This window comes from Duganella caerulea (assembly GCF_040362985.1).
In the GTDB taxonomy this organism is placed as follows: domain Bacteria; phylum Pseudomonadota; class Gammaproteobacteria; order Burkholderiales; family Burkholderiaceae_D; genus Rugamonas; species Rugamonas vulcania.
On record NZ_BPWJ01000003.1, the window covers coordinates 444,165 to 468,566 of the forward strand.

The following is a 24,402-nucleotide window of genomic DNA, read 5'->3' on the forward strand; positions in this document are numbered from 1 at the left end:
TCAACGGCCGCCCTCCTGACGGAACCCCCAATGTGTGACTAAATGCCAACGCCGAGCCCAGGAATGGCAGGTTTCTTGCTTTGTAAAAAGATCAAGATGATTAATATGGTTAAATATACCAATACGCATTCTTTTGGGGCGGCGCCCTCACTGACAAGGGAAGGTCTGGCATGAAAACACGGCAAAAATTGATGTGCGGTGCGGTGGCGGCGGCGATGGCGAGTTCCGCCTGGGCGCAAACCAAGCAGTCCGACGAGATCGAAGTGGTCAAGGTGACGGCGCAGAAGCGCAAGGAAGATCCGGCCAAGGTGGCGATGAGCATCACCGCCGTCACCGGCAACCAGCTTCAGGCCGAGCACGTCAACGACTTCACCGACCTGACCCGCGTGGTGCCCAACATCTCCTTCACCGCCGCCAGCGGCAACGGCGGCGCCGGTCCCGGCACCGAGAACATCGAGATCCGCGGCATCAGCTCGACGGCTGGCGCGGCCACCGTCGGCATTTATCTGGGCGATGTCTCCATCACCGTCGGCAACGTCTACACCATGGGCACGGTGGAGCCGAAGTTCTTCGACATCGACCGCGTCGAGGTGCTGCGCGGCCCGCAGGCCACGCTGTACGGCGCCAGCTCGATGGGCGGCACCATCAAGTTCGTGCCGAACGAGCCGGACTTGAAGGAGCGCGAATTCACCACCTACGGCGAACTGTCCAACACCAAGGGCGGCAGCGGCAACTACGCGGCCAACATGGTGGCCAACTTCCCGCTGATCCAGGACGAGCTGGCGCTGCGCATCGGCGTGCAGGCGCAGCATACGGGCGGCTACATCAACCAGGTCGATGGCGATGGCAATGTGCTGGCCCACGACATCAACAAGCTCAGCGACCAGGAACTGCGCGTGGCGTTGAAGTGGAAGCCAATCCGCTCGGTGACCATCACGCCGTCGGTCTACTACCAGAAGGTGGACGCCAAGGACATCGCGGCCTTCAACCTGGACCGCCCTTACTACCAGGCGCAGAAGCAGGTGCGCGAGCCGTCCAAGGATACGCTGCTGACGCCCAGCGTGACCGTCAACTGGGACATGGGCGCGATGGACCTGACCTCGGCCACCAGCTACTTCGAGCGCAAGTTCGACCGCACGCAGAACGGCTCGGCCTACAACAGCTATTCGCTGTCGACCTTCCTGACCTCGACCGATGACGGCGGCAAGGCGCCGCCTGAGCTGATCGCCGCCATCGCCGGCCTGCCGTCGGCGGTCTACCTGAACAACCAGGTGCGCCAGGTGTCGCAGGAGTTCCGGCTCGCCTCGCATCCGTACGATGCGGCGGTGTCGCCGTGGACCTGGCTGGCCGGCACCTACTTCTCGAACCAGCACACCAACATCATCGAGAACGATCCGATCTTCGGCGTGACCGATACCTTCAAGAGCTTCGGCTTCGACATCGCCGATCCGGACTTGCTGCCAGGCGCCCGGCCCGGCCAGTTCCCGAACGATAACTCGTTTGCCGGCGCCTTCCACTTCCGCGAGAAGCAGAGCTCGGTCTTCGGCGAGGTCAACTACTACTTCACGCCGGCGGTCCACGCGACCGTGGGCGCGCGCTACCTGAAGGCCGATTCGACGTTGGACCAGCGCAACGGCAACTACCTGGCCGGCGCCGGCAACAACAGCAGCGCGGCCTCGTCGTCGAAGGCGTTCACGCCGAAGTACGCGCTGACGTGGGAAGTCAATCCGACCAACACCGTCTACACCAGCGTGGCCAAGGGCTTCCGCCTGGGCGGCAACAACATCTACGTGCCGCCGACCACCTGCGCGCAAGATCTGGAGGCGAACGGCCTGAGCAAAGGACCGGATTCGTATTCGGCCGACAGCCTGTGGAGCTACGAGGTGGGCAGCAAGTCGCGCTTCCTCAACAACCGGGTGTCGGTCAACGCCGACGTGTTCTACGTGAAGTGGAAGAACATCCAGCAGGGCGTGTACCTGCCGACCTGCGCCTACACCTACAACGCCAACGCGGGCGACGCCACCAGCAAGGGCTTCGAGTTCGACATCAAGGCCAAGCCGATTTCCGGCCTGACGCTGACCGCCTCCGCCGGCTACGTGAAGGCCGAGCTGTCGAACGACGAGGGCTCGCGCAACGGCGTGGTGGGCGCGGTGGCCGGCGCGCAGGTGCAGGGCGTGCCGAAATATAATGCGGCCATCAACGCGACTTACAACTTCGCGGCCTTCGGCGACAAGAGCGCCTACGTGATGGGCGGCATGCAGTGGGTGGGCGCCAGCAAGGGTTCGCTCAATCCCGAGCAGACCGACTACAACCGGCCGTCCTACCACAGCACCGACTTCAGCGCCGGCATGTCCATCGACCGCTACAACGTGAGCGTGTTCATCAAGAACGCCTTCGATACCGACACGGTGATCCAGCATCCGCAGGTGGCGTCCATCGTGCAGGGTTACCGGCTGGCGCCGCGCAGCATCGGCGTGAGCGTGGCGGCGAAGTTTTAAGCGATAATGCTGCCTTTGAATTCCACGCAAAGGCAGCATCATGAGCATCACGATTTATCACAACAACGCCTGCGGCACCTCGCGCAAGACGCTGGAGGCGATACGCGCCACCGGCGTCGAGCCGGAGATCGTCGACTACGTCAAGAACCCGCCGTCGCGCGAGGCCTTGAAGGCGATGATCGCCAAGGCCGGCCTGACCGCGCGCGCCGCGATGCGCGACAAGGGTGACTTGTATGAAGAGCTCGGCCTGGCCGACGCCTCGTTGTCGGACGACGCGCTGCTCGACGCCATGATCGCCCATCCCATCCTGATCAACCGTCCGTTCGTGGTGAGCGACAAGGGCGTGCGCCTGTGCCGTCCTTCCGAGCTGGTGCTGGAGCTGCTGTAACGATGCGGCCGCTGCGCTGGCTATTCCGGCTGATGCTGGCCGCCACCACCGCTGCGGCGCAGTTGGCGCATGCGGCGCCGGTCCCGGAGGGCTGGGATTTGATGTTCAAGGCCCAGCGGGCGGAGGCGCCGCCGATCCGCCGCGGCTGGAACGACACCTACAACCTCTATCAGGAAATCGACAAGCGCGGCTGGCAGATGCGTTATATGCTGCAGCAGGTGCCGCTGGAGCGCCCGGATGCTGCCGTGTTCGTGCAGGACACCATGCGCCGCCACGGCCTGTTTGTGCAGGGCGAGCGCGCCTATCTGATGCTGGAGCGCGGTTATGCGTCGTTCGATGTGCGACCGGTCAACGCCGACGACGCGCGCCGCCTGATCCGCCGCTACGCCGAGCACGATGGTCCGACGACGACGAACAACCTGGCCTCCATGGATGCCATCCATTGCACGGCCAAGGTTGCCAGGTCGGTGGTCAGTCTGCTGGTCGATGGCAAGTCACGGCAGTATTGGCTGTCCGGCGCGGACTACTGTGAAATACCGGTCGATCTGCTGGCGCCGGTCAAAGAGATGATGTGCGGCGGCCACTGCTACGCCAACAAGATGGTCGACCGTTGGGCGGCGACGCTGGAACGCGATGTCAAGAACCTGCCGGCCACCGGCCCGGTGACCGGCGCCTCGCCGGGCGATGTCCGCACCGGCCTGACCTCGCGCTCGGCGGTGCTGCAGGATGCGAACGCCGTCTTGCGCGACGGCGGCACGCCGGAAGCCATGTGCTACCAGCTCAACCAGTTGCTGGACCTGCCGTCGCCTACGCACAAGGGGCAGGGACGCGATTACAAGGATGGCGACGATGCCGGGATCACCGCCGCCATGCTGGCGCTGCTGGGGCGGCTTGATGCGACCTGCACCTACAAGACCGGCTCGCCGATGCTGCACATACTGGTCCGCCGCGCCGAGCCGGCCGTGATCGAGCTGGCGCTGCAGCGCGGTTTCCCGGTGAACCAGCTCGATTACCACACGCCGCTTGACGAGGCGATTTTCGAGAAGCGCGAGGACGTCCAGCAAATCCTCCGGCGTGCCGGCGGCGTGCAGCACACCACGGCCGGCAAGTAGGCGCGGCCACAAATAAAAACGGCGCCCGAGGCGCCGTTGTCGTTTAGTGCGTGCGGTTGACCGAGAAGTGGGCCAGCTGCAGCAGCGATTCCTTGTAGACGCTGTCGGGCAGGTCGGCGATCGCGGCGGCGGCGCGTTCGGCGGCCGTCACGGCCTGCTGGCGCGTGTAGTCCAGCGCGCCGCTGGTGGTGATCGCGGCCAGGATGGTGTCGAAGTGCTGCTCGTCGCCCTGCTCGATGCAGCTGCGCACCAGCTCGCGCTGCTCCGGCGTGCCGTTTTCCATCAGGTAGATCAGCGGCAGGGTCGGCTTGCCCTCGCGCAGGTCGTCGCCGACGTTCTTGCCGATCTCGTTGGCGTCGCCAGCGTAGTCCAGCACGTCGTCGATCAGCTGGAAGGCCGTGCCCAGCGAGCGGCCGTATTCGCCGGCCGCTTCGATCTGCGTGTCGTTGCAGCCGGAGATCAGCGCGCCCAGCTCGGCCGCCGCCTCGAACAGCTTGGCGGTCTTGGAGCGGATCACTTGCAGATAGCGTTCCTGGTTGACGTCCGGGTCGTGCATGTTCAGCAGCTGCAGCACTTCGCCCTCGGCGATGACGTTGGTGGCGTCCGACAGGATCTGCATCACGCGCATATTGTTCAGGCCGACCATCATCTGGAAGGCGCGCGAATACAGGAAGTCGCCCACCAGCACCGAGGCGGCGTTGCCGAACAGGGCGTTGGCGGTGGCGCGGCCGCGGCGCAGCGACGATTCGTCGACCACGTCGTCGTGCAGCAGGGTGGCGGTGTGGATGAACTCCACCACCGCGGCCAGCTCGTGATGCGCCGTGCCCTTGTATGCGTAGGCGTTGGCCACCAGCAGGACCAGCACCGGCCGGATGCGTTTGCCGCCGGCGCTGATGATGTATTCAGCAATCTGATTGACGAGACTGACCTCGGAATGCAGTTTCTGGCGGATCACCGTGTTGACCGCGTCCATGTCGGCGGCGATCGTGTGGGCGATATTGTTTTGGGTGGCGTTTTGGGTAGCGGCAGACAAGGCGAACCTGTGCGGTAGACTATTGGTGCCGAGATTATACGTCATGGCCCCGCCAAGAGGGGCATAGAGCCCCTTCCGAGGCAACATGTTTGCCAATTATGTAACGCACGGGCGGCGGCAAAATTGTCGACATACCACGCCCGCCGGCATTTGTGAATAGTTTTTGACGCGAAATCCCATCCCATGTATAATCAGCGGTTCCCCGGTTTCCATGCATGCAGTTGTGCCGGCGCCGGACGGAATTTTCTTAACATTTGATGAGGTTTCAAATCATGTACGCGGTCATAAAAACCGGTGGCAAACAATACAAAGTTGTCGCTGGCGAAAAACTTAAAGTAGAACAGATACCGGCAGACATTGGTTCCGAACTCACCATCGATCAGGTCCTCGCCGTTGGCGAAGGCGAGAGCATCAAATTTGGTGCTCCTCTGGTTGAGGGTGCAAAGGTACTGGTTACTGTTGTGGCACACGGTCGTCACGATAAAGTGAAGATTTTCAAGATGCGTCGTCGTAAGCACTACCAGAAGCATCAAGGCCATCGCCAAAATTACACCGAAATCCAAATCGTATCGATCAACGGCTAATCGCCGTTTGCCCGAGAATTAGTATCCAAGGAGTCTTAAATGGCACACAAAAAAGGCGGCGGCACAACGCGAAATGGTCGTGACTCAGAATCAAAACGCCTGGGCGTTAAGGTTTACGGCGGTCAATCGATCAATGCTGGTGGCATCATCATTCGTCAACGCGGCACCCCAGTGCGCGCCGGCGAAGGTGTTGGCATGGGCAAAGACCACACCCTGTTCGCTCTGGTGGACGGCAAGGTCAAGTTCGTAGTCAAGGGCGAAGGTTCGAAGCAATTCGTTACCGTCGTTCCAGCGTAAATAACGCTACCGGCCCGGTGCGCTAGCCGCACGGGTCGTTTTGTAAGGCGCAAGCCTTCAATCGAAAGGCTCTGCCCACGGTAGAGCCTTTTTAGTTTTATGGCGGTACATCATGAAGTTTATCGACGAAGCAAAAATTGAAGTGATCGGTGGTGACGGCGGCAATGGTTGCGCCTCGTTTTGCCGTGAAAAATTCCGCCCGTTCGGCGGCCCTGACGGCGGCGACGGCGGCAAGGGTGGCTCGATCTGGGCCGTAGCGGACCGTAACATCAACACCTTGGTCGATTTCCGCTTCTCCAAGATGCACCGCGGTAAAGACGGTGAGCCTGGCCGTGGCGCCGATTGCTACGGCAAGGGCGCGGACGACATCCACCTGCGCATGCCGGTCGGCACGCTGATCATCGACGACGCCTCCGGCGAAATCCTGGCCGATCTGACCGAACACGGCCAGATGGAACTGCTGGCCAAGGGCGGCGAGGGCGGCTGGGGCAACATCCACTTCAAGACCTCGACCAACCGCGCCCCGCGTCAAAAGACCGAAGGCAAGGAAGGCGAACGCCGCGAAATCCGCCTGGAACTGAAGGTGCTGGCCGACGTCGGCCTGCTGGGCATGCCGAACGCCGGCAAGTCGACCTTTATTTCGGCCGTGTCGAACGCGCGTCCAAAAATCGCCGATTACCCGTTCACCACCCTGCACCCGAACCTGGGCGTGGTCCGCGTGTCGCACGAGAAGAGCTTTGTGATCGCCGACATTCCCGGCTTGATCGAAGGCGCTTCCGAAGGCGCCGGCCTGGGCCACCAGTTCCTGCGCCACCTGCAGCGCACCGGCCTGCTGCTGCACATCGTCGACCTGGCGCCGTTTGAAACCAACGTCGATCCGGTCAAGGAAGCCAAGGCCCTGGTCAACGAGCTCAAGAAGTACGACGAGGCGCTGGTCGACAAGCCGCGCTGGCTGGTGCTCAACAAGCTGGACATGGTGCCGGAAGAAGAGCGCGCCAAGCGCGTCAAGGACTTCGTCAAGAAGTTCGGCTTCAAGGGCCCGGTGTTCGAGATCTCCGCGCTGAGCCACGACGGCACGCAGGAGCTGGTCAACGCCATCCAGAAACACCTGGAAGAGAAGCGCCACAGCGAGCAGCGCTCGGAAGAAACCCAGATGACGGAAGAGGCGCGCGGCATCTCGTCCATCGATCCGGACGATCCACGCTTCAAGATCCTCGACTAATCCTCGACGTTTCCTATGTATTAACGGCATAATCACAGATCAGCTGATTATGCCTTTCCATCTCGGCGCCCGTCCCGCCATCGCGGGGCGCGACCGTTATCGGCAGAGCCGGGCGAACCGCCCGCCAAATCACAGCATTGAACCTTATTTCATCCGCTTGTTTTGAGAATGCTTTTGAAAAGCCTGTGCCCATGAATTCTGTCATCCAAAAAGCTACCCGCATCATCATCAAGGTCGGCTCGTCGCTGGTCACCAACGACGGACGCGGGCTGGACCACGCCGCCATCGCGCGCTGGGCCGCCCAGATCGCCGCCTTGCGCGCCCTGGGCAAGGAAGTGGTGCTGGTGTCGTCCGGCGCCATCGCCGAGGGCATGCTGCGGCTGGGCTTTGAGCAGCGCCCCACCGACATCCACGAACTGCAGGCCTGCGCCGCCGTCGGCCAGATGGGCCTGGCGCAGATCTACGAGACCAGCTTCCGCGCCCACCAGCTGGGCACGGCGCAAGTGCTGCTGACCCACGCCGACCTGGCCGACCGCGAACGCTACCTCAACGCGCGCTCGACGCTGACCACCTTGCTGCGCCTGGGCGTGGTACCGATCATCAACGAGAACGACACCGTCGTCACCGATGAAATCAAGTTCGGCGACAACGACACGCTGGGCGCGCTGGTGGCCAACCTGATCGAGGCCGACGCGCTGATCATCCTGACCGACCAGCAGGGCCTGTACAGCGCCGATCCGCGCAAGGACCCGTCGGCCGTGCTGATCCAGCAGGGCCGCGCAGGCGACCTGGCGCTGGAGGCGATGGCCGGCGGCGCCGGCAGCAGCCTGGGGCGCGGCGGCATGCTGACCAAGATCCTGGCCGCCAAGCGCGCCGCCAAGTCGGGCGCGCACACGGTGATCGCCTACGGCCGCGAGCACGACGTGCTGGAGCGCCTGGCGGGCGGCGAGGCCATCGGCACCGAGCTGGCGGCGCAGACCGGCCACCTGACGGCGCGCAAGCAGTGGATGGCCGACCATCTGCACACGGCGGGCCAGGTGGTGCTGGACGCGGGCGCGGTGCAGAAGCTGAGCAAGGAAGGCAAGTCGCTGCTGCCGATCGGCGTGGTGGAGGTGAAGGGCGAGTTCGGGCGCGGCGCGGTGATCACCTGCGTCGGCACGGACGGCGCACCGGTGGCGCGCGGCCTGTCGAACTACACCAGCGCCGAAACGCGCCGCATCATGCGCAAGCCGTCCAGCGAGATCGAGGCCGTGCTCGGCTTCGTCGAGGGCCAGGAGCTGATCCACCGCGACAACCTGGTGCTGGTATAAAAAAGTTTCGGGTCTCATGATGTCATCGCCTCTCCCGCCGGCCGCCGCCGCATCCGCGACGGCCGCGCGGCCAGCACGGACGCGGCGTCCGCTGCGTACCGCTTTCGTACTGTTGATCTTCGCCATCAGCCTGGTTCCGGCCATCGCCACCATCTGGACCGGCGCGTCGAGCCCCAGCGACCTGCTGGAGATGCGCCCGCTGGCGCCGCTGCCGACCCATTGGGAAGGCCGCTGGTTCGATTTCGACAAGAACTACCGCAATTTCGAAAAAGGCTATTCCGACCACCTGGGCTTGCGCAGCCTGATGGTGCGCACCAAGAACGAGCTCGATTTCAGGCTGTTCAACTCCTCGCGCCGCGTGTACTTCGGCAAACAGGACGAGATCTATGGACACAAGATCTCCGACATCGAGCTGCCGGCCACCGAGCACGCGCTGGACACGCCGGCCAAGGCCGAGGCGGTCTACCGCGCGATATCGCAATTGGCGGCGCGGTTGGAGGCGCAGGGGACCACGCTGGTGCTGCTCACGCCGGTCAGCAAGCAGTACTTCACGCAGGACCGCATTCCACGCTTCATGCCGCGCCTCCCGCAAGAGTCGCATTTCATGCAGCTATACCGGCGCTTCCAGCAGACCCCCGAGTTCCATTTCGTCGATGTCCAGGGCATCATGGCGGCCTCGCAGGGAAAGTTTCCGCTCTTCTTCCGCCAGGATTTCCACTGGACCGATCTGTCGGCGCTGAAGGTGGCCGAGGCGGCGACCAACACCATCGCCAGCCTGGAAGGCTTGCCGCCGGCATGGCGCCACGAGCTGGCCTACCACGACGAGGCCTTCGAGGGTTCGGAATCCCGCTTTGCCGGGCTGCTCAGCAGTAAGCCGCTGCAGGAGCCGATGCTGACCAAGACCTGGCAGGATGTCCACCAGACCACGCCGATGGACGCGCGCCAGACCGGGTTCGAATTCATCACCGACAACGTGAAGGGGCGCGGCCTGCTGCCGCCCACCTGCTTGTACGGCAACAGCTTCGGCGACGGCATGACGCGCGCCGGTTTGCAGGATCACTTTGAACAGTTCTTGCGGCTTGACCGCAACATGTTCATCCTCGATACGCCGCAGGCGACGCGTGGCCGCTGCAAATACCTGATTGTGCAGATGCTCGACAGCTCGGCCGGCATCTGGATCGAGCTGGCCAAATAATCGCTTAACTCTGGATTCTTCATGGTATTTTCCTCGCCGGGATTTTTGTTTCTGTTCTTCCCCTGTTTCTTCGCCTTGTACTGCATGTTGCCCAGGATCTGTCGCAACGGTTTCATCCTGTTGGCCAGCGTGGTGTTCTATCTGCTGGGAGCCGGGGCGCTGACCGTTGTCGCGCTGGTGCTGCTGGCGGCCAACTGGCGCCTGGCCATCCTGACCGCCGCGCTGCGCCGCGACGACCGGCGCGGGCCGCAGGCGAAGCTGGCGCTGGGCCTGGCGCTGGTGCTCAACCTGGCGCCGCTGATCGCCTACAAATACCTGGGCTTCCTGGCGCAGCTGCTGGCCGATGTGAGCGGCGTGCAGCTGCTGGAGAACGTCGCCAGGCTGGGACTGGTGCTGCCGCTGGGGATTTCGTTTTATGTGTTCCACTTCCTGTCTTACCAGGCCGACGTCTACGCGCGCCGCATCCAGCCGGAACGCAGCCTGCACAAGTTTGCGATCTACATCTTCCTGTTCCCGCACCTGATCGCCGGACCGGTGGTGCGCTTTGCCGAAGTGCGGGAACAGCTCGACATCAAGCGCCGCGCGCTGGTGGGCAGCGACGTGTTCTGGGGCCTGAACCTGTTCATCATCGGCCTGTCGAAAAAGCTGCTGATCGCCGATCCGCTGGGCTCGGTGGTGGATCTCATGCACCGGTCCGATTTCGTCCTGAGCACTTACGCCGCCTGGCTGGGCGCCGTGTGCTATTCATTCCAGATCTACTTCGATTTTTCCGGCTACACCGACATGGCGATCGGCATGGCGCGCATGATGGGCTTCCGCTTCCCGCGCAACTTCAACCGGCCGTATGCGGCCACCAGCGTCACCGAATTCTGGCAGCGCTGGCACATGACGCTGTCGCGCTTCTTCCGCGACTACGTCTACATCCCGCTGGGCGGCAACCGCGGTTCCACCTTCAAGACCTACCGCAACCTGTTCGTGGTGTTCGGCTTGTGCGCGTTGTGGCACGGCGCCGCCTATACCTTCCTGGTGTGGGGGCTGGGCCACGGCGTGCTGATCGCGCTGGAGCGCGCGGGCGTGCTGAACACGGCCCGGTGGCGTCTCGGCGGCTTGCCGGTGTTCCTGCTGGCGACCGTGCTGTGGGTGCCGTTCCGCGCCGACAGCATGGAGCAGAGCGGCACCTTGTTGCGGGTGATGTTCGGCGGCGAGCCGTCGGCGCCGCTGTGGAACCCTGCCCACATCATGCTGGCCGATCCCAAGGTGATTTTCCTGCTGCTGCTGTCGACGGTGATCTGCCTGGTGGGGGACCGCTGGTTCCTGCGGCTGCGCAATATGAGCTTCCGTCGACCCAAGCTGGTCGGCGCCTACAGCCTGGTGTTGTACGTGCTGTCCTGCCTGTCGGTGGTGGAGGGCGGTTTCAACCCGTTCATCTACTTCCAGTTCTAAACGCCGTCCGGCGCCGGGGTCTTGCTGCGGTAATCGCACAGGTCCAGCTGCATGCAGTTCCAGCATTCGGGCTTGCGCGCCTTGCAGGTGTAGCGGCCGTGCAGGATCAGCCAGTGGTGCGCGTCCTGCAGGAATTCCTTCGGCACGAACTTCAACAGCTTTTGTTCGACGATGTCGACGTTCTTGCCCGGCGCCAGGCCGGTGCGGTTGGAGACGCGGAAAATGTGCGTGTCCACCGCCATGGTCGGTTCGCCGAAGGCGGTGTTCATCACCACGTTGGCGGTTTTGCGGCCCACGCCCGGCAGGGCTTCCAATGATTCACGGTCGCGCGGCACCTCGCCGCCGTGCAGCTCCACCAGCATCTTGCAGGTCGCGATGACGTTCTTGGCCTTGGTCTTGTACAGGCCGATGGTCTGGATGTAGGTCTTCAGTTCCTCTTCGCCCAGGTCCAGGATGGCCTGCGGCGTGTTGGCCACCGGGTACAGCTTGCGCGTGGCCTTGTTGACGCCGACGTCGGTGGCCTGCGCCGACAGCAGCACGGCGATCAGCAGTTCGAACGGCGTCGTGTATTCCAGTTCGGTTTCAGGCTTGGGATTGGCGGCGCGGAAGCGCACGAACATTTCGTAGCGTTTGGCTTGATTCATTGTTGTTTGTCTTGTTCCTTTTTCAGGCGGGCCCGTTCCATCGCGGCGGCGATGATGGCGCGCTTGCGTTCCTTTTCCGCTTCGCCGGCGGCGTCGGCCGGATCGAGCGCGTGCACCGCCGCCATCTTGGCGACGGCCTTGGCGGCCAGGCGGGCGTCGTTCTCGTCGCGCTCGCGCCGCAGGCGCATGGCGCGGAAGTCGTGGCGCTCGCGCGCGGCGTCGGCGTCGGCTTGGCGCCAGGCGTCCCAGCCGGTGGTCTCCGTGACCGGGTACATGACGATGCAGTCGACCGGGCAGGGATTGACGCACAGGTCGCAGCCGGTGCACAGGTCCGGCACCACCGTGTGCATCAGCTTGGCCGCGCCGACGATGGCGTCCACCGGGCAGGCCTGGATGCACAGCGTGCAGCCGATGCACAGCGACTCGTCGATGTAGGCCACCGCGCGCGGCCGCTCCAGGCCGTTGACGGGGTTGAGCGGGATGACCGGGTAGCCGGTGACCGCCGACAGCCGCGCGATGCCTTCCGCGCCGCCGGGCGGGCACTGGTTGATGGCGGCCGCGCCGGCGGCGATCGCCTCGGCGTAAGGGCGGCAGCCGTCGTAGCCGCACTTGGTGCACTGCGTCTGCGGCAGGACGTCTTCGATGCGGTCGGCGAGGGTGAGGGGGGCGGTGGGCTGCACGGCGAGACTCGTTGCGTTAAAACGCCATTATCCGATATCTGCGCCGCCCGGCGCCAAAAAACCTTTTATTCGGCGCGTGTTTTCGCCGGCCACACGCGGCGCACGGTCATCCGTTCCAGTTCCTCCGCGTGCAGGCTGAGCGCCGGCTTGATCAAGTCGCTGCGGCTGACGATGCCGATCAGCCGGCGCGTGTGGGCGTCGCTGACCACCGGCAGCCGCTCCAGCTGGTGCACCGCCAGCCGCGTGGCCAGCGCGCGGCAGGTTTCGTCGGCCAGCGCGAAGATCGGCACGTTGACGCCGAACAGCTCGCCCACGGTGACGGCGCCGGCGGCGCGCTCGCCATCCAGCCCGGCCCGGTCCAGCATGCCGAGCAGCGCGCCGTCGCGCGTGACCGGGAAGGCGCGGTGGCGCTGCGCCGCGCCGAAGTGGCTGGCCAGCACTTCTGCAATCGGCCGCTGCGCGTCGATGCTGTCGGGCGTGGAGGTCATCACCTCGGCCACGCTGTGGCGCTCCATCGGATCGATGCCGTATTCGCGGTAGATGTGGTGGCCGCGGCGGGCGATCTTTTCGGTCAGGATGGAGCGGTGCATGGTGATCACGGTGAAGGCATAGGCCACGGTGGACGCGGCCAGCACCGGCAGCACGGCGTTGACGTCGTGCGTGAGCTCGAACGCGAACACCACCGCCATCACCGGCGCGCGCATCATGCCGCCCAGCGTGGCGGCCATGAACACCAGCGGCCACACCGCCGGCGTGTGGCCGGGCAGCCAGGGGCCGAGCAGCGCGCCCAGGCCGGCGCCCAGCATCAGCAGCGGCGCCAGCACGCCGCCGGAGGTGCCCGATCCCAGCGCCAGCAGCCAGATCACGGCCTTGACCAGCAGCAGCGCGGCGATGGCGCCGGCGGCCAGGTGGTTGTTGAGCAGGTCGCCGATGACGTCGTAGCCGACACCCAGCGCGCGCGGCTGCAGGTAGCCGCCGATACCGACCGCCAGCCCGCCCAGCGCGGGCCACCACATCCAGTGCAGCGGCAGCTTGTGGAAGCCGTCCTCGACGCGGTATAGCGCGGTCGACAGCAGCCAGGCCAGCGCGCCGCACAGCACGCCGGCGATCAGGCAGGACAGCAGGGCCGACGGCGGCAGCGCCTCGGTCCGCAGCGGGAACAGCGGTCCGCTGTCGAGCAGCAGCGGACGCAGGAAGCCGGCCACGGCGCAGGCCACGGCCACCGGCGCCAGGCTGCGCGGGCGCAGTTCGAACAGCAGCAGTTCCAGCGCCAGCAGCAGCGCGGCGATGGGCGTGCCGAAGATGGCGGTCATGCCGGCCACGGCGCCGGCCACCAGCAGGGCCTTGCGCTCGGCGCCGCTGAGGTGGAAGTGCTGCGCGATCAGCGAGCCGACCGCGCCGCCGGTCATGATGATCGGGCCCTCGGCGCCGAACGGGCCGCCGCTGCCGATGGCGATGCCGGAGGCCAGCGGCTTGAGCACCGCGACCTTGGGCGACATGCTGCTTTTCTTGAACAGGATGGCCTCGATCGCTTCCGGGATGCCGTGGCCGCGGATCTGCTCGGAGCCGTAGCGCGCGATCAGGCCGATCACCAGGCCGCCGATCACCGGCACCGCGATGACCCAGGCGCCCAGCGTGTGCGCGGCCGGCGAGGCGGCCTCGGTCGAGAGCCGCTGGAAGAAGAACAGGTTGGTGAAGAAGCTGATGGCGTGCAGCAGCAGGTCGGCGGTCAGCGTGCTGAGCGCGCCGACCACGGCGGCGATGGCGGCGATCAGCACCAGCCGGGCGTTGCCGTCGAAGTCGCGGCGGTTGTCGTAGTTATTTTGCATGGTCGTCCCGGTCGAGTTTGGGGATGGTGAAGACGCCGTCGAGCGACAGCAGTTCGGCGCGGTGCAGCTCGGCCAGCTGGCTGAGCATGGCCTCGCCGTCCTTGAGCAGGTGGACTTCGACCCGGCGGCGGTCGGTGTCGCTGACGCGCCGCTCGACCAGGCCGCCGGCCTCGCAGCGCGACACCAGCGCCACCACGCCGTGCGGCTTGGCCTGCAGCCGCTCGGCCAGCTCGCCGACGGTGGCCCAGTCGCGGCCGGGATAGCCCTTCAGGTGCAGCAGCAACAGGTACTGCAGCGGCGTGATGCCCTTGGCCTGCACCACGTCTTCGGAAAAGCGCTCGAAGCGGCGCATCTGGTAGCGGAATTCCGACAGGGCGGCGAAGTCGGCCTTGTCGAGCGGGGGCGGGCGTGAGGGCATGGCGGTTGCGCTGAGTTCGAAAAGCATCGAATATATCACGCCATGACATAAATTGTCCGGACAAAAAAAATCCCCGCGCGGGCGGGGATCTTGCCGGGAGCCGGACTTAGCCGTGTTTTTTGATGAACTCGGTGATCTTCGGGCACACCACTTCGCGCCAGCGGCGGCCGGAGAAGATGCCGTAGTGGCCGGCCTGCGGCGCCACGAAGTCCTGCTGCATGTCGGCCGGGATGCCGCTGCACAGGTCGTGCGCGGCCTGGGTCTGGCCGGCGCCGGAGATGTCGTCCAGCTCGCCCTCGACGGTGAACAGCGCCACCGTGGTGATGTCCTGCGGACGCACCGGCTTGCCGCCCACCATCCACGTGCCCTTGGGCAGCGCGAACTCCTGGAACACGGTCTTGATGGTGTCCAGGTAGTATTCGGCCGGCATGTCCAGCACGGCGTTGTACTCGTCGTAGAACTTGCGGTGGCTGTCGGCCGGCTCGTCGTCGCCCTCGACCAGGTGCATGTAGAACTCGCGGTGGCTCTGCGCGTGGCGGCCAGGGTTCATGGCGATGAAGCCGGCGTGCTGCAGGAAGCCCGGATACACCTTGCGGCCGAAGCCCGGATAGTTGGGCGGCACCGAGTAGATCACGGTGTTTTCAAACCACGAGAATTTCTTTTCGGTGGCCAGGTTGTTGACCTGCGTCGGCGAGCGGCGCGGGTCGATCGGGCCGCCCATCATGGTCATGGTCTTCGGCAGCTTCGGATCCTTGGCGGTGGCCATCAGCGAAATCGCCGCCAGCACCGGCACGGTCGGCTGGCAGACCGAGATCACGTGCACGTCCGGGCCCAGCATGCGGATGAAGTCCTGCACGTAGTAGATGTAGTCGTCCAGGTGGAACGCGCCTTCAGATAGCGGTACCATCCGGGCGTCAGTCCAATCGGTGATGTAGACGTCGTGGTCGTGCAACAGGCCGCGCACGGTGTCGCGCAGCAGCGTCGAATGGTGGCCGGACAGCGGCGCCACCAGCAGCACGGTCGGCTGTTTCAGGGCCTTGGTTTTCTTGTCGTCCAGGTCCTTCTTGAAGTGGATCAGGCGGCAGAAAGGCTTGTGCAGCACCACCTGCTCGATGATGCCGATGGTTTCGCCCTTGACTTCGGTGCTGTCGATTTCAAACGCCGGTTTCTCGTAATCCTTGCCCAGCCGGTACATCAACTCGTAACCGGCCGCGATGCGTTGCGAAAACGGCGTGTGCGCCAGCGGCGAGACGGGATTGGTGAACATCTTGGAGGACGCGTCGGCCCATTGCATCAGAGGCGTCAGGAACGAGCGTTGCATTTCGTGCAGGTGGTAGAGCATATGTATTCCTGGAGTCAAGAGCTTGGTGCGATGCACCAATACCATACATCATAAGCCAAATTATAGATTTTTTGTTCGTGACGTAAAGCATTCCAAAATACTGTCGGGCAAGCCTACGTAGTATCCACAATGATGGCGTGGTCAAATAATAATAGAGCAGGATCAAAAAAAAAGCAGCGTTTCCGCTGCTTTCGTGTAGGACAACTGCTAGTAGTGCTTAATCGAAGACCGGCGTTTCCACGCCCAGCACCTTGTGCAGCTTCGGCGAGGTGGTGGTGTATTGCATGTGGATCTTCTTGTCCGGGAAGATGTATGGCGCGGCGCCGAAGGCGGCCAGCGCGGCTTCGTGGAAGCCCGACAGGATCAGCTTTTTCTTGCCCGGATAGGTGTTGATGTCGCCCACGGCGAAGATGCCCGGCACGTTGGTCTCGAACTTCTCGGTGTTTTGCACCTTCAGCTGGCGGCGCTCGATGTCCAGGCCCCATTCGGCGATCGGACCCAGCTTCGGCGACAGGCCGAAGAACACCAGCAGCATGTCCAGCGGCACGCGGCGGGTGACGCCGTCGGCGCCGGTCACTTTCAGATGGTTCAGTTTGCCGTCGTCGCCGGCTTCGTAGCCGGTGGCCTGGCCGATGATCAGCTGCATCTCGTAGTCATCGCACAAGGCTTTCATCTTGGCGACCGAGGCTGGCGCGGCGCGGAAGTCTTCGCGGCGGTGCAGCAGCACGACCGACTCGGCCTTGCCGACGAAGTTCAGCGCCCAGTCCAGCGCGGAGTCGCCGCCGCCGCAGATGACCAGGTTCTTGCCTTCGAAGATGGCAGGATCCTTGACCTTGTAGTGCAGCTGGGAGCCTTCGAACACTTCGATGCCGTCCACCTTCAGCGTGCGCGCCTGGAACGAGCCGACGCCGGCCGCGATGAAGATGGTCTTGGTGATGAACTGGGTGCCGGTGCTGGTTTCAACGTCGAAACGGCCGTCGTCGCGGCGCGCGACCTTGGTCACTTCCTGGCCCAGATGGAAGGTCGGCTCGAACGGCTCGATCTGCTTGAGCAGGTTGTCGGTCAGTTCCTGGCCGGTGCACGACGGCACGGCCGGGATGTCGTAGATCGGCTTGTCGGGATACAGTTCCACGCACTGTCCGCCCACCGCGCCCAGCGAATCGATCACGTGGGCTTTGATTTCCAGCAGGCCGAGTTCGAAGACCTGGAACAGGCCGACCGGGCCGGCGCCGATGATGACGGCATCGGCTTCGATGACGCCAGGAGGAGTGACAGTGCTATTCATACGTGGTTTCCTGTTAATTCGATAATGGTTAGGCAACACTGGGCTGCGCGGCGGCTGTCGCCAGCGGACGCGGTAGGCGCTGCCCTGGGCTGCCTGGCCAGACGCGGGGTCTTAGCGTACCAGCAGGTGCAGCTTTTCTTTGACGTCCTTGAACTGCTCCGCTTCCGGCAGCGGCGGAATGGTCTTGGTGATCGACGGCCAGTTGCGGGCCAGGTCGACGTTGATCTTGATGAATTGCTGCTGGTCGCCCGGCACGTCTTCCTCGGCGAAAATCGCGTTGACCGGGCATTCGGCCACGCACACGGCGCAGTCGATGCACTCGTCGGGATCGATGGCGAGGAAGTTCGGGCCTTGGCGGAAACAATCTACCGGGCAAACATCGACGCAGTCCGTGTAACGGCAGCTGATGCAAGATTCGGTGACAACGTGGGTCATAACAGTCCTATCAATGTTGGTGTGCAGCGGCGTCGGTGGCGATGGGATGGCCCGGCTAACCTCGGCAAAGCACTGTATTTTAAGGTAATTCGCTATTTCTCACAAATTGCGCTTATATACAATACCTATAAGCAAATGCGTTCGGGGAGCATGGGCGGGGGAAGTTGGACATCAATTTGATGTCGAACAAGTTTCGGCGGATGCTGGCGCGGCTGCGGCGCAACTGGCATCATGTCGCCTTCTTAATTGACCGAGGATGCCGGATGGCTGACATCAACATCGTGCAGGCGCACCACCTGGCGCCTGAGCAGGCCCGCGCGGCCGCCCAACAAGTGGCCGACAAGCTGGCCGAACAATTCGAACTGGAATGCGCCTGGGACGGCGATGTGTTGCGCTTCGAGCGCAGCGGCGTTAGCGGTTCGTTGAGCCTGTTGCCGGAGCAGGCCAAGCTGCATATTGCGCTGGGCTTCCTGTTCAGCGCGTTCTCGTCGCAGATCGAGGCCAAGGTGGCCGACAAGATGCGCCGGGTGTTCTCCGCCGCATGAAAAAACCCGGCTCAGGCCGGGTTTTGTTTATTTCAGACCTTCGATCAGGTCGATGTACTGCTGCTTGGCCTCGTCCAGCGAGGTGCCTTTCAGGGCGGCCCAGGCGTCGAACTTGGCGCGGCCGACGAAGTCGGTCATGCCGGGACGCTCGCCGGTGGCGTCGCCCGCCGAGCCCTGCTTGAACAGCGCGTAGATCTTCAGCAGCGTCATGTTGTCCGGGCGCTCAGGCAGGTTCTTGGAATCCAGCTGGGCTTGCGCGAATTGCTCTTCTAAACTCATCACTTCTCCTCGGTAGGGTGGGGTACGCGCCATCATACCCGCAGCCGCCGCGAAAACCGCTAGAGGGTCTCCTCAAAAACAGAACGGCGGACCAGCCGGTCCGAAGACCTGGCTTGTCCGCCGTTTCCGGTGCCCTCGCGGGCACTGGCACCGCGGCGCGAACGCCGCGTGCCGGCCTGCGCTTACTTCTTCTTCGTCGGGTTGACTGCCGACTTCAGGGTCGCGCCAGCCGAGAATTTTGGGGTTTTCGACGCGGCGATCTTGATCGCTTCGCCGGTTGCAGGATTGCGGCCTTTACGGGCTGCGCGTTTCGCTACGGAGAAGGTGCCGAAGCCGGTGATGCCTACCGTGTCGCCTTTTTTCAGACGCTCGGTGATGATGGCGATCAGAGTATTCACTGCACCGTTGGCGGCAGCAGCGGACACTTCAGTGCGTTTCGCAAATTCTGCAATCAATTCGCCTTTTTTCATTACTACCTCCTTGGTTATTAGAGCGCGCAGATTAGCATAAATATTGTCAAATGTAATGGTTTCTGTACGAAGTAGCCCTTGCAGTAGCTGCCGTGCCACGCTGCAGTGCAATAAAACCCCCGTGTTTACTGGCTCTACGCGATGCGCGCGGCGCCGCATCGCGCTGCAAAAAGGTTTATGATGAGACGATCCAGGACGGGAATCATGACCTTTTCAGACGAGACACTGATTGCTTATGCCGACGGCGATCTGGACGACGCCACCCGCCGCGCCGTCGAATCCGCCATGCGCCGCGATAGCAGCATCGGCCGCCGCGTGGCGCGCCTGCGCGCCGCGCGCGAGGAACGCTATGCGGACCAGGCGCCGCATCCGCGCCACGCCAACGTGGTGCAGCTGGCCGCCGTGCGCGCGCACCGCGCGGCGCAGCAGCTGGCCGCGCGCAAGGCCGCCAAGCGCCAGTGGGGCTGGCTGGAATGGGGCGCGCTGGGGCTGGTCATGGTGCTGGGCCTGGCGGCCGGCAGGTTCGGGCTGGCGCACTGGCAGCCTGGCTGGTTTGGCGAGACTGCCGCCGCGCCCACCAATGTCTTCAGCCGCAACGGCATGCTGATCGCGCAGGGGCGGCTGGACCACGCCTTGACCCAGCAGATGGGCGGCGCCGCGCCGTCCGAGGGCGATGTGCGGGTCGGGCTGAGTTTTCTGTCGAACGAAGGCGGCTACTGCCGCAGCTTCACGCTGGTGGGCTTGAATCAGGATCTGGTGGGGATCGCCTGCCGTGGCAGCGATGAGTGGCGGATACCGGTGCTGGTGCAGAACGCGCGGCCGCTGCCGGCGCCGGCCAGCTACCGGATGGCCGGTAGCGAGATGCCGACGGCGCTGCTGGAAGCGATCGACCAGCGTATCGTCGGCGGCATGCTCGACACGCGAGCGGAGTTGGAAGCGCTGCGCAGGAACTGGCAGCGCTGAGTGGCGTCGGGAATTAAACGCCCAGCAGTTCCACATCAAAAATCAGCGTGGCGTTCGGCGGGATCACGCCGCCGGCGCCGCGCGAGCCGTAGCCCAGGTCTGCCGGGATGATCAGCTGGCGCACGCCGCCGATCTTCATGCCTTGCACGCCTTCGTCCCAACCACGGATGACCATGCCGGCGCCCAGCGCGAATTCGAATGGATCGTTGCGGTCTTTGCTGGAGTCGAATTTCGGACCCTTGGTGCCGTCGTCGTTGCGCAGCCAGCCGGTGTAGTGCACGGTGACGTTCTGGCCGGCTTTGGCTACTTCGCCTTCGCCCACGGTCAGTTCGATGTATTGCAGGCCGGAGTCGGTGGTGATGGTGGACATGATTTTCCTTCTATGTGTACGTTAATGACAATCGCGAATTGTAGCAGGGCGTCCGCACCGAGGAATAATTGCGGCTAATTGTCTCGTCCCGGCGCAGTTTGCACGTAAAATAAACGTTTTGGTCTTTCAAGCGATTTTTACATGCTCCGTAGTTTCCGCCGTATCGTGCTTTCCTGTGTCTGCGCCGCCTCTGCCATCGGCAGCGCGCAAGCGAACGTGGTGGTTGTGCTCAACTCGCGCGACGCCACCGTGCAGCTGCTGGACCAGGAAACCTACAAAGACCTGTCCACCTTCCCGGTCGGCAAGGAACCCCACCACCTGATGGCGACCCCGGACAACAAGTCCCTGATCGTCGCCAGCTCGGTGGGCAATGAACTGATCTTCCTCGATCCGAAGAGCGGGCAGATCCAGCGCACCATCAAGGACATCCTCGACCCGTACCAGATCGGCTTCTCGCCGGACCAGAAGTGGTTCGTGTCGAACTCGCTGCGCCTGGACCGCGTCGACCTGTACAAGTACGACGGCGCCAACCTGACGCTGGCCAAGCGCATCCCGTTGGCCAAACTGCCCAGCCACATGGCCTTCAACGCCGCCAGCAACATGGTGTTCATCACCCAGCAGGGCAGCGACCAGGTCAGTGCCATCGACCTGACCACGCAAACCTTGAAGTGGACCATGTCGGTTGGTAAGCTGCCGGCCGGTATCGCGATGACGCCGGACGACAAGTATCTGCTGGTCGGCATCATGGGCAGCGACTACGTCGAAGTGATCGACTGGAAAACCCAGAAGACCGTCAAGCGCATCAAGACCGGGCAGGGCGCGCACAACTTCCGCTCGGCCGGCGATGGCCGCAATACCTACGTGTCGAACCGGGTGTCGAACTCGATTAACATCATCGACCAGAAGACGCTGGAAAACGTTGGCCAGATCAATGTGCCCGGCGGTCCGGATTGCATGGAAGTCACCGCCGACGGCAAGACCATGTGGGTCACGCTGCGCTGGATCAAGAAAGTGGCCGTGATCGACCTGGCTACCCGCAAGGTTACCAAGCTGATACCGGTGGGACGCTCGCCGCACGGGGTGTTCTTCTTCAACTCCGCCCAGCGCATGTAATGAAGGCCGCCGCCGCCCTGACCATGCTGGCGCTGGCGGCCGCGCCGGCGTCACAGGCCGCCGACAACGCCAGGATGGCCAGCGCGGCCAGCGCGGCCAACAGCGACGCGCGCGACCTCAACGACGCCGCCCGCGCGGCCAACGCGCATGCTCGCAGCCTCAACGGCCCGGCACGGCGCGCGGCCGAGGCCAAGGCCGCCGGCATCGCCGCTGCGCTGGGCGCGGCACCGGCGGAGCCCGCAGCGTCGGCAACACCGCCAGCACCCGCTCCGACCGCAGCGCATGCCGCGCAGGCCGCATCCGCAATGCACGCGGCGCAGGCAACAGCGGCGGCGCCCGCAGCGGCTGCCGTGACGGCCGCATCGGCCGCCGGCGCCAAGCCGCAGGCGGCTCTGCTGCGCCACAGCGCCTGCAAAGGCACCCTCTACCTGACCTTCGACACCGGCAGCCAGTCGCAGGCCGAACTGATCGCCGACACGCTCAAGCGCCACCAGATCAAGGCCACCTTCTTCCTGGCCAACGAGAAAACCATCAACGGCGACTATTCGCTGGACCCTGCCTGGTCGGCCTACTGGAAGGCCCGCGTGGCCGAGGGCCATGCGATCGGCTCCCACACCTTCGACCACGACGTGCTGGTCAAGGACGGCGCCGACGGCAGCCTGCAGGTCAAGCCCGGCTTCGGCGCGCACGCCGGCAAGGTGCAGACGTTGACGCCGGCGCAGTATTGCGAGGAAATCAAACGCGTCGACCAGCGCTTCGTCGAACTGACCGGCAAGCACCTGGACCCGATCTGGCGCGCCCCGGCCGGCCGCACCACGCCGCGCTCGCTGGCGGCGGCAAAGGCCTGCGGCTACGCCCACGTGGGCTGGGCGCCGGCCGGCTTCTCCGGCGACGAGCTCTCCAGCACGGCCTACCCGAATGCGGTATTGTTGCAGAAGTCCCTGCGCGATCTGCGGGATGGCGACATCTTCGTCGCCCACATGGGCATCTGGTCGCGCAAGGATGCGTGGGCGCCGGCCAACCTCGAGCCGCTGATCAGCGGCCTGGAGCAAAAAGGTTATTGCTTCGCCACGCTGCGCGAGCATCCTGACTATCTTTCACAGTTCAAGTCGAGTTCGAAACACCCATGATGCAATTATTTTCCGACTGGCTGGGCGTCGCCCAAGGCTGGTTGTTCGAGACGGTGATCCAGCCGCTGGTGTTTCAGCTCGGCTTCGGCGAATTCGTCGAGGAAGCGTTCGAGGGCACCGAATGGCTGCTGATCGGCGTACTGGAGCTGATCCTGCTGTTCCTGGTGCTGCGCCCGCTGGAGGCGATGATCCCGGTGCACAAGATCACCGACCCGCGCGCGCGCTGGAACGACTTCATCTACACCGTGCTGCACCGCGTCGGCCTGTTCTCGGTGCTGATCTTCTTCACGCTCGATCCGCTGATGGACAGCCTGGCCGCCATGCTGCGCTTCGAAAGCTTCCATCCGTTTAACCTGGAATCGCTATGGCCGGGCATCAGCCCGCTGGGCGCTTTCCTGGTGTACTTCGTCGTGCTGGATTTCTTCGACTACTGGTACCACCGCGCCTCGCACCAGTTCAACTGGTGGTGGGGCTTGCACGGCCTGCACCATAGCCAGCAAAACATGAACCTGTGGAGCGACAACCGCAACCACCTGCTCGACGACCTGCTGCGCGACGTCTACATGGGCGTGATCGCGCTGTGCATCGGCGTCGAGCCGTCGCAGTACGTGATGCTGGTGTCGGTCTCGCGCATCCTGCAGAGCCTGCAGCATGCCAACGTGCGCATCCACTTCGGCCGCGTCGGCGAATGGCTGCTGGTGTCGCCGCGCTACCACCGCATGCACCACGCGATCGGCGTCGGCCACGAATCGCACGGCAAGGGCACGCTGGGCGGCTGCAATTTCGCCGTGCTGCTGCCGATCTGGGACATCATTTTCCGCACCGCCAATTTCACGCCGGCCTTTGTCGCCACCGGCATCCGCGACCAGCTGCCGCAGACCGACGCCCAGGGCACGGTCACGCCGGGACGCGAGTACGGCAAGGGCTTCTGGTCGCAGCAATGGCTGGGCCTGAAGCGCATGGTTGAATACGCACGCAAGGATGTCGTCTGATGAGCAATGTAATCCGTTCCTGGGGCCGCGCCTTCCTGTCGCAATGGCATGGCAAGATGCTGGCGATGAGCCTGGCGCCGTTCCTGCTGGCGGTCGGCGTATGGGCCGTGGCCTTGTACTTCTGGCTGCAGCCGCTGATCGACTATGTGCACGCGCAGTTCGCCGAGCACAACCTGTTCGCGCCTGCCGGCAACCTGCTCACCTCGCTGGGCCTGGCCTTCCTGAAGACCGTGATGCCGCCGCTGATCGCCATGCTGCTGTTCCTGCCGCTGATGATCCTGACCGCGCTGATCTTCATCGGCGTGATCGCCATGCCGCTGATCGGCCGCCACGTCGGCCTGCGCCACTATCCGCAGCTGGAGCAGCGCAAGGGCGGCAGCCTGGTCGGCAGCGCCGTCACCGCGCTGGGCGGCATGGCGATCTTCATCGGCCTGTGGATCGTCACGCTGCCGCTGTACTTCTTCCCGCCGCTGGCGATGATCGTGCAGGCGCTGCTGTGGGGTTGGCTGACCTGCCGCGTGATGGTCTATGATGCCCTGGCAGACTACGCCTCGGCCGACGAGCGCCGCCATATCCTGGCCGAGCACCGCTGGCGCCTGCTGGTGATCGGCGTGATCTCCGGGCTGGCCGGCGCCTTGCCGGGCGCGATCTGGCTGGGCGGCACGGTGCTGTCGGTGGCGTTCTTCCCCTTCCTGGCGGCGGCGTCGATCTGGCTGTATGTGCTGGTGTTTATTTTCACCGGCTTGTGGTTTGCGTATTATTGTCTCGATGCGCTGGCGCGCTTGCGCGCCGAGGCGCTGGTGTCCACCCCTTAAAGAAAGCAGG

27 protein-coding genes are annotated in these 24,402 nt (G+C 64.1%); 15 read left to right on the forward strand and 12 right to left on the reverse strand.

Translation table 11 applies throughout. From position 1 onward, the window contains the following. Positions 1-170: 170 nt before the first annotated feature. From ACUJB0_RS11265 to ACUJB0_RS11275, 3 genes are read left to right on the forward strand one after another with little or no spacing between them, the layout of a single operon-like run. A complete protein-coding gene (locus ACUJB0_RS11265) occupies positions 171-2,498 on the forward strand; it encodes a TonB-dependent receptor (protein WP_444845305.1) in 2,328 nt (775 codons plus the stop codon). A 40-nt stretch (positions 2,499-2,538) separates the two neighbouring features. Continuing rightward, positions 2,539-2,886 carry an arsenate reductase (glutaredoxin) gene (gene arsC / locus ACUJB0_RS11270; RefSeq protein ID WP_444845306.1) on the forward strand — a complete coding sequence of 116 codons (348 nt, stop codon included), beginning with the start codon at positions 2,539-2,541 and terminating at the stop codon, positions 2,884-2,886. Between the two features lie 2 nt (positions 2,887-2,888). Beyond that, positions 2,889-3,998 (forward strand): ankyrin repeat domain-containing protein, encoded by a 1,110-nt coding sequence (locus tag ACUJB0_RS11275; protein ID WP_444845307.1) that lies wholly within the window; start codon positions 2,889-2,891, stop codon positions 3,996-3,998. A gap of 43 nt (positions 3,999-4,041) precedes the next feature. Here ACUJB0_RS11275 and ispB read toward each other — a convergent pair whose 3' ends face one another. Continuing rightward, a complete protein-coding gene (gene ispB, locus ACUJB0_RS11280; RefSeq protein WP_161092579.1) occupies positions 4,042-5,031 on the reverse strand; it encodes an octaprenyl diphosphate synthase in 990 nt (329 codons plus the stop codon). Between the two features lie 272 nt (positions 5,032-5,303). On the opposite strand from ispB, the gene rplU reads away from it, so the two are divergent. The 3 genes from rplU to obgE all read left to right on the forward strand — a co-directional run bounded on the left by rplU (position 5,304) and on the right by obgE (position 7,134). Continuing rightward, positions 5,304-5,615, forward strand: coding sequence for a 50S ribosomal protein L21 (gene rplU, locus ACUJB0_RS11285; protein WP_008445658.1), 312 nt, complete (start codon positions 5,304-5,306; stop codon positions 5,613-5,615). A gap of 39 nt (positions 5,616-5,654) precedes the next feature. Further along, positions 5,655-5,912 (forward strand): 50S ribosomal protein L27, encoded by a 258-nt coding sequence (gene rpmA, locus ACUJB0_RS11290; RefSeq protein WP_008445659.1) that lies wholly within the window; start codon positions 5,655-5,657, stop codon positions 5,910-5,912. A gap of 112 nt (positions 5,913-6,024) precedes the next feature. After that, positions 6,025-7,134, forward strand: coding sequence for a GTPase ObgE (obgE, locus tag ACUJB0_RS11295; RefSeq protein ID WP_444845308.1), 1,110 nt, complete (start codon positions 6,025-6,027; stop codon positions 7,132-7,134). A gap of 13 nt (positions 7,135-7,147) precedes the next feature. Here the strand turns inward: obgE and ACUJB0_RS11300 are convergent, their stop codons facing one another. Then, positions 7,148-7,327: a hypothetical protein gene (locus ACUJB0_RS11300; protein ID WP_444845309.1), complete on the reverse strand. Its 180-nt coding sequence runs from the start codon at positions 7,325-7,327 to the stop codon at positions 7,148-7,150. On the opposite strand from ACUJB0_RS11300, the gene proB reads away from it, so the two are divergent. From proB to ACUJB0_RS11315, 3 genes are all read left to right on the forward strand, one after another. Then, complete coding sequence (gene proB, locus ACUJB0_RS11305) at positions 7,326-8,444, forward strand: glutamate 5-kinase (protein WP_444845310.1); 1,119 nt, start codon at positions 7,326-7,328, stop codon at positions 8,442-8,444. The genes ACUJB0_RS11300 and proB overlap by 2 nt on opposite strands. A gap of 19 nt (positions 8,445-8,463) precedes the next feature. Next, positions 8,464-9,639 carry an alginate O-acetyltransferase AlgX-related protein gene (locus ACUJB0_RS11310; RefSeq protein WP_444845311.1) on the forward strand — a complete coding sequence of 392 codons (1,176 nt, stop codon included), beginning with the start codon at positions 8,464-8,466 and terminating at the stop codon, positions 9,637-9,639. An 84-nt stretch (positions 9,640-9,723) separates the two neighbouring features. After that, positions 9,724-11,082 (forward strand): MBOAT family O-acyltransferase, encoded by a 1,359-nt coding sequence (locus ACUJB0_RS11315; RefSeq protein WP_444845312.1) that lies wholly within the window; start codon positions 9,724-9,726, stop codon positions 11,080-11,082. On the opposite strand, the gene nth is transcribed toward ACUJB0_RS11315, so the two are convergent. The 7 genes from nth to fdxA form a co-directional block, all read right to left on the reverse strand. Beyond that, complete coding sequence (gene nth, locus ACUJB0_RS11320; protein WP_444845313.1) at positions 11,079-11,726, reverse strand: endonuclease III; 648 nt, start codon at positions 11,724-11,726, stop codon at positions 11,079-11,081. The two genes, ACUJB0_RS11315 and nth, sit on opposite strands and share 4 nt — an antisense overlap. Further along, positions 11,723-12,406, reverse strand: a complete 684-nt coding sequence (gene rsxB, locus ACUJB0_RS11325) for an electron transport complex subunit RsxB (RefSeq protein ID WP_444845314.1) — start codon at positions 12,404-12,406, stop codon at positions 11,723-11,725. Before rsxB ends, nth begins: the two co-directional genes overlap by 4 nt. A 65-nt stretch (positions 12,407-12,471) precedes the next feature. After that, positions 12,472-14,235: a chloride channel protein gene (locus ACUJB0_RS11330; protein WP_444845315.1), complete on the reverse strand. Its 1,764-nt coding sequence runs from the start codon at positions 14,233-14,235 to the stop codon at positions 12,472-12,474. Then, a complete protein-coding gene (locus tag ACUJB0_RS11335) occupies positions 14,225-14,653 on the reverse strand; it encodes a MarR family winged helix-turn-helix transcriptional regulator (protein ID WP_444845316.1) in 429 nt (142 codons plus the stop codon). Before ACUJB0_RS11335 ends, ACUJB0_RS11330 begins: the two co-directional genes overlap by 11 nt. Before the next feature lie 106 nt (positions 14,654-14,759). Continuing rightward, positions 14,760-15,995: a polyhydroxyalkanoate depolymerase gene (locus ACUJB0_RS11340; protein WP_444845317.1), complete on the reverse strand. Its 1,236-nt coding sequence runs from the start codon at positions 15,993-15,995 to the stop codon at positions 14,760-14,762. Between the two features lie 217 nt (positions 15,996-16,212). Beyond that, on the reverse strand, positions 16,213-17,280 hold the full coding sequence (locus ACUJB0_RS11345; protein ID WP_444845318.1) for an NAD(P)/FAD-dependent oxidoreductase: 1,068 nt from the start codon (positions 17,278-17,280) through the stop codon (positions 16,213-16,215). Positions 17,281-17,391: 111 nt separating this feature from the next. Next, positions 17,392-17,715 (reverse strand): ferredoxin FdxA, encoded by a 324-nt coding sequence (gene fdxA, locus ACUJB0_RS11350; protein ID WP_117013166.1) that lies wholly within the window; start codon positions 17,713-17,715, stop codon positions 17,392-17,394. Between the two features lie 263 nt (positions 17,716-17,978). Between fdxA and ACUJB0_RS11355 the strand changes: the two genes are divergently transcribed. Next, the gene (locus ACUJB0_RS11355) at positions 17,979-18,260 is read left to right on the forward strand and encodes a polyhydroxyalkanoic acid system family protein (protein WP_444845319.1); all 282 of its coding nucleotides are present in this window, start codon (positions 17,979-17,981) and stop codon (positions 18,258-18,260) included. A 27-nt stretch (positions 18,261-18,287) separates the two neighbouring features. Here ACUJB0_RS11355 and ACUJB0_RS11360 read toward each other — a convergent pair whose 3' ends face one another. Together ACUJB0_RS11360 and ACUJB0_RS11365 are read right to left on the reverse strand one after the other, a co-directional pair. Next, on the reverse strand, positions 18,288-18,539 hold the full coding sequence (locus ACUJB0_RS11360) for an acyl-CoA-binding protein (RefSeq protein WP_161092568.1): 252 nt from the start codon (positions 18,537-18,539) through the stop codon (positions 18,288-18,290). A gap of 182 nt (positions 18,540-18,721) precedes the next feature. Further along, entirely contained in the window at positions 18,722-19,009 is a 288-nt protein-coding gene (locus ACUJB0_RS11365; protein ID WP_008445676.1) for an HU family DNA-binding protein, read from the reverse strand. 204 nt (positions 19,010-19,213) lie between these two features. Here ACUJB0_RS11365 and ACUJB0_RS11370 point away from each other — a divergent pair, with 204 nt between their 5' ends. Beyond that, positions 19,214-19,972: a hypothetical protein gene (locus tag ACUJB0_RS11370; protein WP_444845320.1), complete on the forward strand. Its 759-nt coding sequence runs from the start codon at positions 19,214-19,216 to the stop codon at positions 19,970-19,972. Between the two features lie 13 nt (positions 19,973-19,985). Here the strand turns inward: ACUJB0_RS11370 and ACUJB0_RS11375 are convergent, their stop codons facing one another. After that, positions 19,986-20,342, reverse strand: a complete 357-nt coding sequence (locus ACUJB0_RS11375; RefSeq protein ID WP_161087903.1) for an FKBP-type peptidyl-prolyl cis-trans isomerase — start codon at positions 20,340-20,342, stop codon at positions 19,986-19,988. Positions 20,343-20,483: 141 nt separating this feature from the next. On the opposite strand from ACUJB0_RS11375, the gene ACUJB0_RS11380 reads away from it, so the two are divergent. From ACUJB0_RS11380 to ACUJB0_RS11395, 4 genes are all read left to right on the forward strand, one after another. Continuing rightward, complete coding sequence (locus tag ACUJB0_RS11380; RefSeq protein WP_444845321.1) at positions 20,484-21,455, forward strand: YVTN family beta-propeller repeat protein; 972 nt, start codon at positions 20,484-20,486, stop codon at positions 21,453-21,455. A 305-nt stretch (positions 21,456-21,760) separates the two neighbouring features. After that, on the forward strand, positions 21,761-22,585 hold the full coding sequence (locus ACUJB0_RS11385; protein WP_444845560.1) for a polysaccharide deacetylase family protein: 825 nt from the start codon (positions 21,761-21,763) through the stop codon (positions 22,583-22,585). Beyond that, positions 22,582-23,577 carry a sterol desaturase family protein gene (locus tag ACUJB0_RS11390; protein ID WP_444845322.1) on the forward strand — a complete coding sequence of 332 codons (996 nt, stop codon included), beginning with the start codon at positions 22,582-22,584 and terminating at the stop codon, positions 23,575-23,577. The genes ACUJB0_RS11385 and ACUJB0_RS11390 overlap by 4 nt, the downstream gene beginning before the upstream one ends. After that, complete coding sequence (locus ACUJB0_RS11395) at positions 23,577-24,392, forward strand: EI24 domain-containing protein (protein ID WP_444845323.1); 816 nt, start codon at positions 23,577-23,579, stop codon at positions 24,390-24,392. The genes ACUJB0_RS11390 and ACUJB0_RS11395 overlap by 1 nt, the downstream gene beginning before the upstream one ends. The last annotated feature ends 10 nt before the right edge of the window (positions 24,393-24,402 follow it).